The sequence below is a fragment of the Paraburkholderia sp. GAS348 genome, assembly GCF_050434205.1.
GTDB lineage: Bacteria > Pseudomonadota > Gammaproteobacteria > Burkholderiales > Burkholderiaceae > Paraburkholderia.
This window is the reverse complement of sequence record NZ_JBNPVT010000022.1, coordinates 12,985-28,348: the sequence shown is the minus strand read 5'-3', so window position 1 is coordinate 28,348 and position 15,364 is coordinate 12,985. Positions and strand designations below refer to the sequence as shown.

The 15,364-nt window shown below is 59.7% G+C and carries 12 protein-coding genes and 1 pseudogene; 8 read left to right on the top strand and 5 right to left on the bottom strand.

The window, feature by feature from the left end:
• Positions 1–256: 256 nt before the first annotated feature.
• Entirely contained in the window at positions 257–1,219 is a 963-nt protein-coding gene (locus P3T22_RS26970) for an NAD(P)H-dependent flavin oxidoreductase (protein WP_063500257.1), read from the bottom strand.
• A 704-nt stretch (positions 1,220–1,923) separates the two neighbouring features.
• Between P3T22_RS26970 and P3T22_RS26965 the strand changes: the two genes are divergently transcribed.
• The 6 genes from P3T22_RS26965 to P3T22_RS26940 all read left to right on the top strand — a co-directional run bounded on the left by P3T22_RS26965 (position 1,924) and on the right by P3T22_RS26940 (position 6,885).
• Positions 1,924–2,826: a 3-keto-5-aminohexanoate cleavage protein gene (locus tag P3T22_RS26965; protein ID WP_082855452.1), complete on the top strand. Its 903-nt coding sequence runs from the start codon at positions 1,924–1,926 to the stop codon at positions 2,824–2,826.
• Between the two features lie 24 nt (positions 2,827–2,850).
• Positions 2,851–3,696 (top strand): TetR/AcrR family transcriptional regulator, encoded by an 846-nt coding sequence (locus tag P3T22_RS26960; RefSeq protein WP_063500260.1) that lies wholly within the window; start codon positions 2,851–2,853, stop codon positions 3,694–3,696.
• A 552-nt stretch (positions 3,697–4,248) separates the two neighbouring features.
• The gene (locus P3T22_RS26955) at positions 4,249–5,655 is read left to right on the top strand and encodes an NAD-dependent succinate-semialdehyde dehydrogenase (protein WP_063500261.1); all 1,407 of its coding nucleotides are present in this window, start codon (positions 4,249–4,251) and stop codon (positions 5,653–5,655) included.
• A gap of 46 nt (positions 5,656–5,701) precedes the next feature.
• The gene (locus tag P3T22_RS26950) at positions 5,702–6,145 is read left to right on the top strand and encodes a tautomerase family protein (protein ID WP_063500262.1); all 444 of its coding nucleotides are present in this window, start codon (positions 5,702–5,704) and stop codon (positions 6,143–6,145) included.
• A gap of 126 nt (positions 6,146–6,271) precedes the next feature.
• Positions 6,272–6,550: a transposase gene (locus P3T22_RS26945; protein ID WP_082855453.1), complete on the top strand. Its 279-nt coding sequence runs from the start codon at positions 6,272–6,274 to the stop codon at positions 6,548–6,550.
• On the top strand, positions 6,526–6,885 hold the full coding sequence (locus tag P3T22_RS26940) for a hypothetical protein (protein ID WP_429326606.1): 360 nt from the start codon (positions 6,526–6,528) through the stop codon (positions 6,883–6,885). The genes P3T22_RS26945 and P3T22_RS26940 overlap by 25 nt, the downstream gene beginning before the upstream one ends.
• Before the next feature lie 323 nt (positions 6,886–7,208).
• Here the strand turns inward: P3T22_RS26940 and P3T22_RS26935 are convergent, their stop codons facing one another.
• The gene (locus P3T22_RS26935; RefSeq protein ID WP_429326605.1) at positions 7,209–8,789 is read right to left on the bottom strand and encodes an isocitrate lyase; all 1,581 of its coding nucleotides are present in this window, start codon (positions 8,787–8,789) and stop codon (positions 7,209–7,211) included.
• A gap of 335 nt (positions 8,790–9,124) precedes the next feature.
• On the opposite strand from P3T22_RS26935, the pseudogene P3T22_RS26930 reads away from it, so the two are divergent.
• Positions 9,125–9,295: pseudogene (locus tag P3T22_RS26930) on the top strand (tyrosine-type recombinase/integrase); the annotation flags it as partial.
• A 273-nt stretch (positions 9,296–9,568) separates the two neighbouring features.
• Here the strand turns inward: P3T22_RS26930 and P3T22_RS26925 are convergent.
• Positions 9,569–10,012 (bottom strand): thioesterase family protein, encoded by a 444-nt coding sequence (locus P3T22_RS26925; protein ID WP_429326604.1) that lies wholly within the window; start codon positions 10,010–10,012, stop codon positions 9,569–9,571.
• A 439-nt stretch (positions 10,013–10,451) separates the two neighbouring features.
• Between P3T22_RS26925 and P3T22_RS26920 the strand changes: the two genes are divergently transcribed.
• Positions 10,452–11,084, top strand: coding sequence for a helix-turn-helix domain-containing protein (locus P3T22_RS26920; RefSeq protein ID WP_063500267.1), 633 nt, complete (start codon positions 10,452–10,454; stop codon positions 11,082–11,084).
• Positions 11,085–11,223: 139 nt separating this feature from the next.
• Here P3T22_RS26920 and P3T22_RS26915 read toward each other — a convergent pair whose 3' ends face one another.
• Positions 11,224–14,247, bottom strand: a complete 3,024-nt coding sequence (locus tag P3T22_RS26915) for an FAD-binding and (Fe-S)-binding domain-containing protein (protein ID WP_429326603.1) — start codon at positions 14,245–14,247, stop codon at positions 11,224–11,226.
• Positions 14,248–14,299: 52 nt separating this feature from the next.
• Complete coding sequence (locus P3T22_RS26910; RefSeq protein WP_429326602.1) at positions 14,300–15,337, bottom strand: DUF1338 domain-containing protein; 1,038 nt, start codon at positions 15,335–15,337, stop codon at positions 14,300–14,302.
• Between the last annotated feature and the right edge of the window lie 27 nt (positions 15,338–15,364).

Sequence of the window (15,364 nt, the reverse complement as noted above, 5' to 3'; positions counted from 1 at the left end):
GCAGGATCGGCCGACTCCCAGCGATTGATCAGTGGTCTCCTCCGCAACCTGCGTGGCTAAAGCAGAAAGATGGCGATAACCGCGGCGGTGGAGCGCGCATTCGATGGATAACGGGAGCGACTCAAATGACTTTCCGTTTATTCATCGGCGAATGACCAGCCGCGGTCGACGTCACATTTCCACCTGCTCAGCTATCGCATGTTCCGGTTATTTGTTTAAATAAAGATAGCCAACTTTCTTATCCATTCTCTCAGGTTCAGACAGCGAGACGTTGGCGTGCCAGACCGTATTCTTCCTTCAGACGCCCAATCAGATCGGCGGCAGGGACGATCTTCTTGATCGCGCCAATGCCTTGCCCGGCGCCCCACACATCTTTCCAGACTTTGGCTCTCGAGCCGCCTCCGGAGCCAAAGCTCATCTTCGAAGGATCGGATTCGGGAAGGTTGTCCGGATCGAAGCCGGCAGCGGCGATACTGTTGCGCAGATAGTTTCCGTGCACGCCGGAAAAAAGGTTCGTGTAGACGATATCGGACGCCGCGCTGTCCACAATGGCCTGCTTGTAGCCGTCCAACGCGTTCGCCTCATGGGTGGCGATAAAAGCACTGCCCACGTAGGCCAGGTCGGCTCCGGCGGCCAGCGCCGCGAGAATGGCATTACCACCGGCGATCGCACCCGAGAGCAACAGCGGCCCATTGAACCATTCCCGAATTTCCTGTACAAGCGCAAAGGGGGACGTCACGCCAGCATGACCGCCGGCTCCGGCAGCGACGGCGATCAGACCATCCGCCCCCTTCTGTATGGCCTTCTTCGCGAAGGTGTTATTGATGACATCGTGCAAAACGATGCCACCCCAGCGATGCACGGCGTCGTTTATTTCTTCTCGCGCTCCCAGCGACGTGATGACGATGGGAACTTTGTATTTTTCGCAGATCGCCATATCCGTATCAAGACGGTCATTCGACTTGTGAACGATCTGGTTGACAGCGAAAGGAGCGGCCGGACGACCCGGATTTTTCGCGTCATGCTCGGCCAATTCGTTAGTAATCCGGTCTAGCCACTCGTCAAGCGCGCCCTCCTGACGTGCGTTCAGAGCCGGGAAGGAACCGACTACGCCGGCCTTGCATTGCGCAATGACGAGATCCGGGTTCGAAATGATGAAAAGCGGCGAAGCGACGACAGGAACTGACAGTCGATTGGCAAGGACGGGCGGTAGAGGCATGAAAGTTCTCCGAACTACACTACTCCAAACCTGGGTCGACGGTACCGAAGCCTTCGGACGCGATTTCGCCAGGATCGTTTGAAGATGGACGACCAGACGGTTCACCTATTGACGATAACGACGTACGGCAGCGCTTGATTGCCACAATACAGCAGGCCCTTGAACGCGACGACTTCATAGCCAATCTGCTCGACCGCCCAGCTAAAAAAGCTCAACGGGCGCGAAATGACGAACGCACGACCTGATCGAAAACATCGACCTTCCGGCATCTTCGCAGTCAATTCGCTCAGCCCATGACGAATCCTAACACCGTTAATATCTATCGAAATCCGGGAATTCCCCAAGTCTTGAAGTGACGCCCGCTTCGGCCCGTGCTCCGCATCAGTCGATGCATGCAACCGCCATCCGGCGAAGCGCGCTCAGGCGTGGTTGCACGCCCATCCGACGGGCGCCGCCCGCCACAACAAACGGGAATGCGCGCGACCGTGACGGATAAACCACACGCCGCGGACGCACCATGATCGGAATTACACCTGTCTTGACGCGAATCCTAACAGTGTTATCATGAATTCGCCGTCTGAAATTCTTTCTTCGCATCCAGTCATTCTGGAGTGCGAATTTATGATTGATCGAACTGCTCGCAGCACAGAAGCCCCCTTCAGGGCATCGTTTATGAGTCAGCCCCTTTCTCTTTACTGACCACTGTGATGAACAAGACAATTATTAGTTGTGCACTGACTGGAAGCGGCGATACCACGCGGCTTAGCCCTGCGGTGCCCGTCACCCCCGAGCAAATCGCCAAGGAGGCCATCGCGGCATGCGAGGCTGGCGCGAGCATCGCCCACATTCATGTCCGCGACCCCAAGTCGGGCGGCCCGAGCGCCGAATTGGCGCTATACCGAGAAGTCGTGTCGCGGATCCGCGATAGCGGATGCCCGATTTTGATCAATCTGACGACCGGGCTGGGTGCCGGGTTCATCCCTAGCGACGAAGACCCGAACCGGGGAAGCAAGGAAAGCACGATGATGACGCCCGAAGCCCGCGTCCGACACGTGCTCGAATTGCGTCCGGAAATCTGCAGCCTGGACGTCGCCACCATGAACTTCGGCAATCGCGCATTCGTCAACGTGAAGGACCATCTGATCAAGATGGCGACCTTGGTCGAGGCAGCAGGCGTGAAACCGGAAATCGAGGTGTTTGATCTCGGACACGTGCGTCTCGCACGCCACCTGATCGAAACACAGGGGATTCTGCAGGCCCCGCTGTTCCAGCTTTGTCTTGGCGTGCCATGGGGAGCCCATGCCGATACGGAAAGCCTTCTACTGATGAAGAGTTATCTGCCCGAAAACGCCCGCTGGTCGGCATTCGGTATCTCGCGTGCCCAGTTCCCCATGGTGGCTCAAAGCGTGATTCTCGGAGGGCATGTCCGCGTCGGCCTCGAGGACAATCTCTATATTGACAAGGGCGAACTGGCGCCGGGCAACGCTGCACTGGTCAAACGCGCAGTCGATATCATCAAGAGCATCGGTGGAGAAGTAGCGACCCCCGACGAGGCTCGCGGCATACTGGGCCTTCCCGCTCGCCGGCCGAGCCAGGTGACGCACTGACAAGCAACGCCATGATCCGGTGGTGTGGCCGATCCGGTTATTGCTGATGACGACGATGGCGTTGAGAGCACGTTCGCGGATCGATTGAGTGTTAAGATCACTCGCATGAACGACTCTGCAGAAACCAAACGCGCGACCCGTGCCAACACCGCATCTCCGCGTCGGCAGGCAAAGAAGGAGGCAAGCGCGTCCCGTTCTCCCACTGCGGACCGTTCCGGCGCGTCGAGCGGTGAGCGGGAAGCCGATGCGCCCAAGCAGCGTCCATACCACCACGGCAATCTACGCGAGGAGCTCGTCCGCTGTGGCAAGCAGCAGCTTGTCGAGGTCGGGCTGACTGGACTGAGCTTGCGGCAGATCGCCGCCAAAGTTGGCGTATCGCAAGTTGCCCCCAAACACCACTTCGGCAACAAGGAAGGCTTGCTGGCCGCCATCGCGGCCAGCGGCTTTCGCGACCTTACCGAGTTCCGCTTCTCGCGGTTGCGCCCCCATATGTCCGCCGAGCAGCGACTGCGCTCACTGCTGTCGTCCTACGTGACGTTTGCGTGGCACCATCCGACGTTGTTCCATTTGATGTTCGGACCACAGTTCCCCGCGCGGCAGATACACGCCGAACTCGAAGCTGCGACGACCCAGTCTTACCACACGCTCGCTCGGGCTGTCGTGGATTACATGGGCGAACGAGGCAAGGAAGATGAGACGCGAGCGCTTGAAATGGCGCGTATTGCGTGGATGTGCATGCACGGCGTATCGACATTGATGATCGACTTCAGCATCAACCCCGTGGGTGCACCCAAGGTGAGTCGCCAGCAGCTGATCGATCAAGCGCTTGACCTGGTATTTGCCGGCATCCGGGGCGTGAACGGTATTTAAAGACGGCCTCGAAAGGGCTCGATAACTGGCGTTTTGGGACGCGGGCTCGATACCCGTTCCGGGCACGGATGGCAGGTATTCAGGCGATCACGCATATCGCGTTGGCCGTATCCTTTCTGTAGTATTCGCATCCCTTCGAACGTCGCATTGATTTACACGAAGCACTCCTCAAATCTTGCGATTGTCCCGGTAAATTTCTTATCTTTCGCCCGCATTCGTTCGGGTTAAGTTACCGCCTCTCATGTGACAAGAGTCGCAATCCGAATGGCGGTCATCGCCTTGATGTCGTTGAGGGATTACCCGGACTTGTTCAGAAATATTAACGCCGTTAGGATCTGAATCATACGAACTGCGTGATGAGTCGTGAGATGGTGTTCCACTGAGTCGGTTGTCGCTTTTCTGGCTGCGTTACAACACGATGACAGATACGCCGAATGACGGCGACGCCGGATGAGCCAAGAAGGTTACTGGCGACCCATACGTTCCCGGATTTTTCGTTTTTAAACCGCATACACTTTTATTAGTGATGCATATTATTTAATTTGAGATCCTATGAATTACCAGACAATCAATCCCGCTACAGGCGAGCTAGTCGCGAAATTCGACGACATTACGGACCTGGAGCTCGAAGCTCGACTGGCGACCGCCCACAAGACTTTTGAATCCGACTGGCGACACCGTTCCGTGGCGGAACGCGCACGCATCGTGTCCCGCGCTGCAGCAATCCTGCGGGAGAAGGCCGATGAGTATGCCCACTACGTAACACTGGAAATGGGCAAGCGCACGGGCGAGGCGCGTAGAGAAGTCGAATCGGCGGCCAAGATCCTCGAATATTACGCAAATCATGCTGAGGAGCATCTGAAGCCGCGCCCGCTCGAGGAATCCCCCGAATCGGAGATTCACCTCGAGCCGATTGGTGTTCTGCTTGCTATCGAGCCGTGGAATTTCCCGTACTACCAGATTGCTCGCGTGGCAGGCCCGCAACTCATGGTCGGCAACGTTCTGCTGTTGAAGCATGCTGAGAGCGTGCCCCAATCGGCACTGGCATTTGCCCGGCTGTTCGAGGAGGCCGGCGCGCCGGCGGGCGTCTATACGAACCTTTTCGCGTCCATTGAACAGATCGGGCGCGTCATCGACGATCCTCGCGTTCAGGGCGTCATGCTCACCGGCAGCGAACGCGCCGGCGCCGCGGTCGCGGAGCGCGCCGGGCGAAACCTGAAGAAGGTCATTCTCGAACTCGGCGGCAGCGACCCGTTCATCGTGCTGGAGGACGCACCGCTCGAATGGGCGATCAATAGCGCTGTTGCAGGCCGCATGCTCAACGCGGGCCAATGCTGTGTCGGATCGAAACGCATCATCGTCGTCGGGAAGGAACGTAGTCAGGCCTTCCTTGCCGGATTCAAGGAGAAGATGTCCGCTTTGCAAGTTGGCGATCCGACGGATCCGACTACGGCCGTCGCCCCGCTTTCGTCGGAGCGCGCGTTGTCGCTTCTGCTCTCCCAGATCGACCGGGCAGCCACCAACGGCGCAACGATCGAGTGCGGCGGGCAACGGGTCAACCGCCCGGGCTTCTATCTGCAACCCACGATTCTCGCCAACATCGACCGCAACAATCCTGTCTTCGACGAAGAGCTCTTCGGGCCGGTCGCCGCGTTTTACGCCGTCGACAACGAAGCGGCCGCAATCGAGCTGGCGAACGCCACACGTTTCGGATTGGGTGCATCGGTCTTCACGGCTGACACTGAACACGGTCAGCGAGTGGCAGCCCAGATCGAAAGCGGAATGGTCTTTGTCAACCAGCCGCTTGCGACGGCGCCAGAACTGCCATTTGGCGGCGTCAAGAAATCAGGATTCGGCCGGGAGCTTTCACGACTTGGCTTCGACGAGTTCGTGAACAAAAAGCTGATCCGGGTTGCTTCCGTCGGCGCATCGCCGTTTGGACCCGCACGCGTTGCATAACCCAGCAGTAAACAATCCATATCAGTTACCGACAAGGAGACGAATCATGCCGCTCTGGAAGCTGTATCACACCGCCGACACACTGAACGACGAGCAAAAAACCGAACTGGCGGAGAGGATTACGAAAAATGTTTATTTCCGCTTGCCGGCGTTCTACGTCGCCGTGGTGTTTCAGGAAATCAAGCAGGGCGATTTCTATATTGGCGGCAAACCGGCCGAGCGTTTCGTGCGGATCTGGATCGATCACATCGCGCGAAGTTTACCGACACCGGAACTGAGGGAAAGCTGGTTGTCGCGTGCACGAGAGGCAATTGAGCCGATGTTTAAGGAGCTCGGCATTAGCTGGGAGTTCCACGTTGACGAGACGTCGCGAGATCTCTGGCTGATTCAGGGACTCGTTCCGCCGATGCCGAACACCGAGCAAGAAGTGAAATGGAAGACGGAAAACAAACCGTCACCCTACGAGGTTGACACCATCGCCGGCAACTAATGGATCAAGCGAACACTCGCGTGTTCGCTTGATTGCCGGTGCCGTTCAGCCGGGCGCTAAACGGCATCAGGCCTGAACTGCACCCCAAAAGTTGGACACCCGTCCAACGATTTGGGGTGTTTTTTCATGAGCAGATACAGCGCGCGGTTCAAGCAGTCGGTTGTCGAAGACTATCTGTCTGGCAGAGGCGGCGGTAGCGCAGAGGTGGCTCGCCGACACCGTATTGACCACAGCACGGTGCGCAAATGGGTGGCGGCCTCGCGCGTTAATCTGGTCTTGCGCACGCTCTCACAACTTCCGTTCCCTGGCGACAGGCTTCGGCCTGCTCGGCATGGTGAGGGAATCACCCGCGACGATCGAACTGGCCAGTTGGCTCGCCCGTGCGCGTGCTCGCCAACAGCGTGACCGACGAGGTGCGTGATCATCCATTCGGCAACGATCCGTATTCGTTGCCGCGCGAAGTGATCGCTGAAGATGAATGGGGACCGATACCCAAGTACAGCACGGTCTCACCGTTGCGGAGCACCACGGGTGAGTTGGAGAAGATGGCGTTATACGCGGGTCAGTCGTCGGCGTTGATTCACGCACGTGAGTCGGCGGAAGAAGTCATCCAGCGGATGTTGAGTGAGGCGGTCGAGGCTCTTGATCGCGTGCAGGCTCAGCGCCTCACGTCCCCCTCGTCTTCGCCGCCACCGTTTCATCCCACTCCGATCCACCGCCGGGCGCAAGAATTGGATTGACCCGGTCTTGCGAGCAGCGCGCGTGTTGTCCGTTGATCGGAACGCTCCAACTAATCAGCCCGGCGCTATGCATTCTGAGGTGGCAACCTGTTGTTGCCGATAAGGCAGTTGAAAGACGTTCAAGCGACGAGCATCTCTGTGCCCCATCTGCGAGATGAACGTGGCCAGGGCCACCGCGCCATCCTCAGTCTACCGAGCCACACATACAGCTTCTGCATGGAAGCGCGCCAGAAAATGTTTGATGAGAACCCCGCGGGCTATCTCGCCGGATAAAAAAAACGCCAACCTGTGTGGGTTGGCGTTTGCTTGGGGTATTACTGGTATCAGAACTGGTTCATGGTGTTGTCTTTGCCCGCCGCTTTCAGGGCCGCTTCGCCGCTGAAATACTCCTTGTGGTCGTCGCCGATGTCCGAGCCGGACATGTTCTGGTGCTTGACGCAGGCGATGCCCTGACGGATTTCCTTACGCTGCACGCCAGCCACATAACCCAGCATGCCTTGGTCGCCGAAGTATTCGCGGGCCAGGTTGTCGGTCGACAGTGCGGCGGTGTGGTAGGTCGGCAGCGTTATCAGGTGGTGGAAGATACCTGCTTCGCGCGCCGCGTCGGCCTGGAAGGTGCGGATCTTTTCGTCGGCGGCGATCGCCAGTTCGGTCTGATCGTATTCCACGTTCATCAGCTGGGTGCGCTCGTATGCTGACACATCCTTGCCTGCGGCCTTCATCGCGTCATACGCCTGCTGGCGGAAGTTCAGGGTCCAGTTGAACGACGGGCTGTTGTTGTACACCAGCTTGGCGTTCGGGATGACTTTGCGAATCTCGCTGACCATGCCGCCGATCTGGGCGATATGCGGTTTTTCGGTTTCGATCCACAGCAGGTCAGCGCCGTTTTGCAGCGCGGTGACGCAATCCAGCACGCAGCGCGCTTCGCCCGTGCCGGCGCGGAACTGGAACAGGTTGCTAGGCAGGCGCTTGGGGCGCAGCAGCTTGCCGTCGCGCTTGATGACGACGTCACCATTGCCCAGTGCGTCGGCCGATATTTCGTCGCAATCGAGGAAGGAATTGTATTGGTCGCCCAGGTCGCCTGGCGTGTTGGTCACGGCGATCTGCTTGGTGAGGCCTGCGCCCAGCGAGTCGGTACGGGCCACGATGATGCCGTCGTCCACGCCCAGTTCCAGGAAGGCGTAGCGGATGGCGCGGATCTTGGCCAGGAAGTCCTCGTGCGGCACGGTGACTTTGCCATCCTGGTGGCCGCACTGCTTCTCGTCGGACACCTGGTTTTCGATCTGAATGCAGCACGCGCCCGCTTCGATAAACTGCTTGGCCAGCAGGTAGGTGGCTTCGGCGTTGCCGAAACCCGCGTCGATGTCGGCGATGATAGGCACGACATGGGTGATGTGGTTGTCGATTTTTTCCTGGATGGCGGCCTTGGCCGGGCCAACGGCCGCGTCCAGCTGACGGAACAGGCCGCCCAGTTCACGGGCGTCGGCCTGGCGCAGGAAGGTGTACAGCTCGCGGATCAGCGCGCTAACGGAGGTTTTTTCGTGCATCGACTGGTCCGGCAGCGGACCGAACTCGGAGCGCAGCGCGGCCACCATCCAGCCGGAGAGGTAAAGGTAGCGGCGGTCGGTGCTGTTGAAGTGCTTCTTGATTGAGATCATCTTCTGCTGGCCGATGAAGCCGTGCCAGCAGCCCAGCGACTGGGTGTACTTGGACGAGTCGGCATCGTAGGCGGCCATGTCGGCACGCATGATCTTGGCGGTGTACCTGGCGATGTCCAGACCCGTTTTGAACTTGTTCTGAGCACGCATGCGTGCGGCAGACTCGGGATTGATGGCATTCCACGCGCTGCCTTGTTTCTCCTTCAAACCAGCAACTGCCTTGATGTCGTCTTGATATTGGGTCATGTGTATCTCCTAAGAGCAAAGCGCATTTAAAAAATAGTTGGGTGTGCCGCTGCGTATGTCGAAGCGAACTGCATGACTTAATTGTAGGACCGTTTTGACGCGCCGCACCTATGTCTTATATAAGACATATGACATAATTTATGCTTATTTTTTAATGAGATACACAATAATTATTGCGATGTGAAACATGTTTTCAAACCGCGGGAAAATGATGCTGCGGAAATTTGAACTGACCTCCACAATGTGAAACGCCCTTTCGGCTGCTGGAGGCAGGACAAGCAGGGATGCACGGATGGCTTGAGCAACGATAGCGGGCGGGATGATTTTGTAGACGTCTGTTTCGACCAATAGACGTTCCAACGCCGATCGAACGCGCTGCGGAAGCCACCAGGCTGACCAAGCGGGTGACGTCGCTCACCTTTCGCCATTCGTTTGCAATGGATCTACCGGAATCGGAATGCGACATCCGGACAGTGCAGGAGCAGCTTGGTCATAGCGAGGTATCGACTACGATAAGCTGCCTGCACGCGCTGCATCGCGGCGCACGTGGTGTCCATTCGCCTATCGGCGCAATGAAGCAAGTTCCACGTTCAAAGGACCACTATTTTGGGGATCACCAGGGTGCTTCCAATGACCGCAACTGGCCGTTCTATGCCGGTGTTAACGGCGACAAACATAAGCACGTCTCCGGTCGTCAAGCGCGATCCGCCCGAGTGCGAGCGTTTGGCGCCGGCATGGCGCAGATTGCGCTCCAGCCACACCGGAGCGAACCGGAAACTTCAGTCGACGGCGTTGACGTTCGGAAACTTGCCACGAAACGCCTGCGGCATCGGCACGACCTTTTTCATCTCGTAGTTGAAGAACACGAAGCCCGACTTCGCCATCGCGATAAGCGCGCCATCTGCCGGCCGCGTGATGCGGAAGATGATGTCGCCGCCATACTTGTTGAAATCCATGATGCCGACTTCGAAGCACAGCTGGTCGCGCGCATAGGCTTCAGCGCGATAGGTCGTGGCGAGGTCGGTCACGATGATGCTCGTGTGCGTGTCCTTCATGTCCTCGATACCGGCGTCGAACAGGAAGCGTGCGCGGGCCTCGGAAATCATCGAGATCATCGAATCGTTCGCCAGGTGGTTCGCGCCGTTGATGTCGGTGACGCGCACCGTGAGATGCGTCGAGTAGTAAAACTGGTCGTCGGGAAATTGCAACTGAATGCGGGCCATGGCGTGAAACTCGGGGTTGAGGGGAGGCGTGCGCACTTGAAGGGCGCTGGCGCCTTATTCTAGCGGTTCGACGTGCGCGACATGCGTAGAACCCCATACGGCGATCGCATACAGGCGATCATGTCGAGCCGGACCCGGCGGCGGCCCCATTCCAGGGTAGAAGCGTCGGCAGTGGAAAGCCACGTTTCCGATGAGAAAGGCTCTTCGATACTGCACGCAAATCCAGGCGCGACAGCTTCGGTCAGCACCCGCGTCAAGGAAGCAGCGCGTACAAGCCCTCACTGATTGGCGCGCAAAGGGAATGCATCACTTCACAACCATCACCAGCGCTTCCCCGATACGAGCTCTAACGCTGCCAGCGAACGTCTCCGCCAAGCCAAATGTTATTATCGGAAACACGACCCGCCGCCCAAGGCGCGCATTTAAGCCGTTGGACCCCATGGACACCCACCTCTCCAAACCTGCCGACCAATCGACAACCGACCTCGGCCGCCGCGTCCGCGCCGCCCGCCAGGCGCAGGATTTGACGCTCGAAACCGCGAGCCGCCTCTGCGGCGTCTCCCGCTCGACCCTCTCAAAAGTCGAAAACGGCCTGATGTCCCCCACCTTCGACGTCCTGCAGAAAATCGTAACCGGCCTGAAGATCGAAATCGGCGAGCTTTTTGGCTCGACACCCAAAGTCAGCGCCAGCGGCCGCCGCGCGTTGACCCGCAAAAACGAAGGCCAGCGCCACGCCTACCGCGGCTATCAGATGGAGTTACTCGCCACGGATCTGGCGCACAAAGCGATGTTGCCGTTCCGCATCCGCATCTCGGCGCACACGCTGGACGCGTTCGATGACTGGGGCCGTCACGAAGGCGAAGAATTTCTGTATGTGATCAGCGGCAGCGTATGCCTGTATTCCGAGTTGTACGCGCCGACGCATCTGAACGCTGGCGACAGTCTGTACTTCGACAGCCGCACCGGCCACGCCGCCGTCTCCACCAGCGAAGAAGACGCCGAAGTGTTGTGGATGGCGACCAGCGCCGACATCCCGCAGACGTCGGCCACTGTGGAACCGGCGAAAAAATAACGAGCGCGTCACGACCGCTCGCAGCACGTCGAAACGCCAAAAGGCGAAAGCCTGCGTCGCCAATGCCGATGGCAGCGCCACCGGCAAATGGCAACACTAAAGCCAGTGCCAACATCAATAGCACCGCTGCCACAGCCCCTTAACGGCGCGCCGCCAACGCCCGCTGCGCCAGTTGCGCGATATGCATCGCGTGTTGCCCAGTCCCCTGCTCGATCTGTTCACGGCAACTGAAGCCGTTGGTCAGCACAATCGTTTCCGCATTCGCCGCCGCAGCAGCACGCACCGCAGGAAACAGCGTGTCCTCGCCGATCTTCTCCGAAAGCGCGTGATGCTTGTCGTTAAAGCCAAACGATCCCGCCATCCCGCAGCATCCCGTATCGAGCAATTTCCATTTCACGCCAAGCTTGTTCAGCAGCGCGGTATCGCCTTGCATACCGAACAGCGCCTTCTGATGGCAATGCCCGTGTACGATCACGTCCGCGGCAAGCGTCGGCCATTCGAACGGCTGACGCGCGACGAAATCGGAGAACAGAAAAGTTTGCGCCGACAGCTGTTTCGCTAACGCATGACCGGGGAGCTGCTTGAGCAACTCATCCTTGAACACCGATAAGCAACCGGGCTCAAGACCGACCAATGGCACACCCGCAGCAATATCGTCTCCAAGGTCATTGAGAATCGTGGTCAGCAGCTCGCGCGCACGGTCGAGCAAACCGAAGTCATACAGCGGACGCCCACAACACAAACGGTTCTTCGGCAGCACGACGTGCCAGCCCATTTGCGTCAGCAAGTCGGCAGCGGCCTGCGCGATCTCGGGCGTGAAGTGGTCGTTGAAGGTATCGACCCACAGGATGACTTTCTTGACCTCGCCACGAGCACCAACACGAGCGCCCCGCTCGGCCTTAAGCGATTGCCGCGCAATCTGCCGGTAAGTCCGCGCGGCAAACTTCGGCAGTTCACGCGCTTGCGCCACCCCAGCAGCCCACTTCCCAACCGCAGCCAATCCCGGCGCCGACATCATAAAATTCGTCAGCCGCGGAAACCTTGCCGCCCACGGCGCCCATTCGCCAATTCGCCCCATAAACAGCGCCTGGCGCGGCCGACGATTCGTCTCGTAGTAATGCGAAAGAAATTCCGCCTTGTACGAAGCCATGTCCGTATGCGTCGGGCAATCGGATTTGCAGCCCTTGCATGCGAGGCAGGTATCGAGCGCCTCTTTCACTTCGCGGCTTTGCCAGCCGTCGACGATCACGTCGCCTTGCAGCATTTCCCAGAACAGATGCGCACGGCCACGCGTCGAGTATTGCTCTTCACGTGTCGCGCGATAGCTCGGGCACATCGTGCCGCCCTCGAGCGAACGGCACTTGCCCATGCCGATGCATCGCTCGATCTCGCGCTGAAATCCATCACCTTCCTGGCTCGCGAACGTGAGCTTCGTTTGCAGGGTCACCGGCTTGTACGCCGGACCCATGCGCAGATTTTCATCGGCGCGATACGCATGCACGACCTTGCCAGGATTCAATCGATTGGCTGGGTCCCAGATCGCCTTGAACTGCTCCATCGCCTGCATCAGTTCAGGGCCGTACATGATCGGCAGGAACTCAGCCTTGGCCTGGCCGTCGCCGTGTTCGCCCGAGAGCGAGCCGCCGAATTCGACCACCAGTTCCGCCGCTTCGCGCAGAAACTTGCGCCACGTCGCGACGCCTTCAGCGCTGCGCAGATCGAAGGTAATGCGCGCGTGCACGCAGCCATCGCCGAAATGGCCGTAGAGGCTCGTCTCGTAGCCGTAACGATCCACCAGCGCCTGAAACGCACGCAGATAATCGCCGAGACGCATCGGATCGACCGCCGCATCCTCCCAGCCGACCACCGGATCGGGCGTACCCGCGTCCACCGACAACGCCACCGCCGACGCCCCCGTCTCGCGGATCGACCACACCTTCGCCTGCAACGCGCGATCTTCGACGAGCATCGCCGATACATTCGGCCCAGCTTCGCCCGACGAAAAATACGCCGCGGCGGTTTGCGCCTGGCGCACGGCATCGTCTTGCGTATCCGCGCCGAATTCGAGCACGACCCATGCATCGCCATCCGGCAGCAACGCGATCTCGTCCTTCTTCAAACCACGTGCCTGCAAGCCGCGGATGATCGCGCGGTCGAGTCCCTCGATTGCGATCGGCCCACAGCGCATGAAATGCGGCACGGCGTCCGCAGCGATGTAGATATCGGTGAAGCCGACCACGACGATCACGCGTTGCGCCGGACTCTTCACGAGCCGCACTTTCGCCTGCAGGGTCACGGCGCACGTGCCTTCGGTGCCGACCAGCGCACGCGCGACGTTGAAGCCGTTTTCCGGCAGCAGTTGATCGAGGTTGAAGCCCGACACGCGCCGCTTGATCTGCGGGAATTTCGCGCGGATCTGATCGGAATAAGTGTCGCGCAGTTGCTTGAGTGCGGCGTAGATTTCGCCTTGCCTGCCGCCTGCTGCGATGATGCGATCGAGTTCGTCGTCCGATGTCGGACCGACCCAGAAGCGCGCGCCGTCGAACGTCGCGACCTCCAGCGCCTCGACGTTCTCGACCGTCTTGCCGGCCATCACCGAATGCGCGCCGCACGAGTTGTTGGCGATCATGCCGCCGAGCGTGCAGCGGCTGTGCGTCGCGGGATCGGGGGCGAACGTCAGGCCGTGCTTTTCCGCGGCGTCGCGCAAGGTATCGCAGACTACGCCCGGTTCGACGAGCGCTACGCCCGCTTCAGGATCGACCGAGACGACGCGGTTCACGTATTTGCTCGCGTCGGCCACCACCGCGACGTTCACGCATTGGCCGTTCTGCGAGGTGCCACCGCCGCGCGGGAGGAAGGGCACGTCATTGCGGCGGCAGGCGGCGAGCGTTTCCAGCAGGTCGTCGACGTCCGACGGCACCACCACGGCGAGCGGGACTTGCCGATAGTTCGACGCATCCGCGGCATACAACGCTTTCGAGCCTTGATCGAAACGTACTTCGCCGCGCACATTGCGGCGCAAGTCGGCTTCGAGTGCCTGCATCACAGCGGCAGTCCCTTGAAAGGGCTTGGCAACGCGCGGCGCTTTCAAGGTGTCATGAGGCGCGTCGTTCAACGAAGCATTCACGCCCGCGCCCTGCTCTTCATCCAATGACGTTCCCACTGCGTACCTCACGTATCGTGTCCGACGCCCGCGCTGTGGCCTGAACTACGCATCACGCAGCCTGGCTCGCGGTCATCTTGAAGATGCCCTGTGCGTTACCCGCGTCGAAACGCAGGTCCGTTTCCCAGCGGTGCACGTCCTGATCGAAGGTCCGCTTACGCGTGATGAACTCGTAGAACGAGCCCGGCACCTCGCGCGTCACGATGCTGCCGTCGGCCGCACGGAACTCGCGGCGCACGATATCCGCGCGGTACGCGGTCTGAAACACGCGGCCCGAACGCGAACGCTCGACTTCCGGCTTCATCGGACGGCCCTTCGCCTTTTCGTCGTCGGAAAGCTTGAACACGTCTGCGACGCGATCGGTAGCGTGGTTGAAGGCGTTGCCTTCGGTCGCGATCCACGCCATTTCCGCCGACTCCTTCAACAATACTTCGTAATCGGCTTCGCGTGGCGTCTCGTGCTGACGTGCGAACGCGCCGACGATCGCCGGCAGCAACGCATGTGCCGCCTCGAGCGGCAGCACGCCTTCGCGTTCGAGCTCCCACAACTGGCCGGCGGCTTGCGGCGTCAACGGATCGCGTGAGGCGCCGATCACGTTCGTCACCGCCTGCTGAAATTCCGTCGAAAACCGTTCCGGATGCAATTCGCTGACGAAGAACTGCGCGATCTCATCAGGGGCGTCGTCATGCGCCCAGGCGCGGCCGGTCATGCCGAGACGGTCGAGCGGATAGCGGCCGTTGATGCTAAAGCCGAGCGGACGCAGGATGCGCGCGAACGCCGCTTCGCCCGGCGGCAGCGCGCCGCTCTCTGCCCAGCGCACGGTGCGCAATGCGCCGTGGTCGAAGTAGACGCTGCCCCCGGCGGCGATCGTCTCCTCGGTGTACTGGCGGCCATTCGCGGAGCGTGCCAGCAAGTCTTCGAACAGCGCCATGTTCATCGCCTGCGCCATTTCGGCCCGCGTGACGGCGCCGTCTTCCCATTCGTTGAGAATCTGCGGATGGTTCAACGTGGCGAACAGCCTTGCGGTTCTCTCGGCGCCGAGCAGTTTCAGCAGCAGTTGTTCGACATTCGCATTCTTGATGTTTCGCATATCGGTTCCGGGCGGGGTGCGGCGAGC

Coding starts and splice junctions, on each gene's coding strand:
- P3T22_RS26925 (WP_429326604.1), bottom strand. CDS start 10,012: ATGGCCCGCATTCAGTTGCAATTTCCCGACGACCAGTTTTACTACTCG.
- P3T22_RS26935 (WP_429326605.1), bottom strand. CDS start 8,789: ATGACCCAATATCAAGACGACATCAAGGCAGTTGCTGGTTTGAAGGAG.
- P3T22_RS26955 (WP_063500261.1), top strand. CDS start 4,249: ATGAATTACCAGACAATCAATCCCGCTACAGGCGAGCTAGTCGCGAAA.
- P3T22_RS26910 (WP_429326602.1), bottom strand. CDS start 15,337: ATGCGAAACATCAAGAATGCGAATGTCGAACAACTGCTGCTGAAACTG.
- P3T22_RS26970 (WP_063500257.1), bottom strand. CDS start 1,219: ATGCCTCTACCGCCCGTCCTTGCCAATCGACTGTCAGTTCCTGTCGTC.
- P3T22_RS26950 (WP_063500262.1), top strand. CDS start 5,702: ATGCCGCTCTGGAAGCTGTATCACACCGCCGACACACTGAACGACGAG.
- P3T22_RS26945 (WP_082855453.1), top strand. CDS start 6,272: ATGAGCAGATACAGCGCGCGGTTCAAGCAGTCGGTTGTCGAAGACTAT.
- P3T22_RS26920 (WP_063500267.1), top strand. CDS start 10,452: ATGGACACCCACCTCTCCAAACCTGCCGACCAATCGACAACCGACCTC.